Raw genomic sequence first — 992 nt, forward strand, 5'->3', positions numbered from 1 at the left:
CGGCGAAGTGGCTGAGAGATTTAAGGTTGCTACCTCACTGATCAGGTATTGGGAAGGGGAATTCGATATCATCAAACCCAAAAAGACAAAAAGGAAACCGCAGATTTACCATAGACGACATTGAAAAGATTCAGTTGATTTTTCATCTGGTAAAAGAAAAGGTTACACGCTCACAGGTGCCCAAGAGATTATTAAAAGGGATATGCATAAGGTTCAGGACAAAGCAGCAATGATCCAAAGGCTAAATGAAATCAGAGGTTTTTTGACAGAAATCAAAAATAATCTGAATGAACAGCATACAGAATAAGGACTACCTATACCAGGTAGCACTCAGTTTGATCCCCAAACTAGGTCCTAGTATTTACAAGAAAATCATCCTACACTGCGACTCGGCAGAAGCATTTTTCAATTTACCCCGTGGCAAACTAGAAAGAATTCAGGGCATTGGCCCCAAGTTGCTTGCTTACAGAAAACAAAGAACCAGCTACCTTACCGAGGCAGAAAAGATAATAGATGCCGCAAACCAGCATGAAATTCAAATTCATTGTTTCATGGAGGATAATTACCCTGGTCGGTTAAAAGCCATTCCTGATAGTCCTCCTATTCTTTTTAGTAGAGGTAATTTAAGCCTCAACCCAGAAAGAACAGTGGGAATTGTAGGCACTAGGAAAGCCACTAAATATGGCAAGAATGTAACGCAACAAATTACAGAAGAACTGTCGAGGTTTCAACCAACCATCATCAGTGGACTTGCCTATGGAATAGATGTAGAAGCACACAGAGCCGCCATAGCTAGAAATCTACCTACCATAGGCGTCATGGGTTCTGACCTCAACACCATCTATCCGTCGATTCATAAGAAAATAGCTGAACAAATGAAAGAGAATGGGGGCTTACTGACCGAGTACAAACTCGGAACAGAAATGAGTCCTGGTAATTTTCCCCAAAGAAACCGCATCATTGCTGGGTTGGCGGATGCTCTAGTTGTAGTG

1 protein-coding gene and 1 pseudogene are annotated in these 992 nt (G+C 41.6%); both read left to right on the forward strand.

All coding sequences use genetic code 11. The features are described from left to right. Positions 1-307, forward strand: a pseudogene (locus ADIWIN_RS22360) (MerR family transcriptional regulator); the annotation flags it as partial. After that, on the forward strand, positions 288-992 hold a 705-nt coding region (locus tag ADIWIN_RS16325), incomplete at its 3' end, for a DNA-processing protein DprA (RefSeq protein WP_040757632.1). The pseudogene ADIWIN_RS22360 and the gene ADIWIN_RS16325, both read left to right, overlap by 20 nt.

This window comes from Winogradskyella psychrotolerans RS-3 (genome assembly GCF_000427335.1).
Lineage (GTDB): Bacteria > Bacteroidota > Bacteroidia > Flavobacteriales > Flavobacteriaceae > Winogradskyella > Winogradskyella psychrotolerans.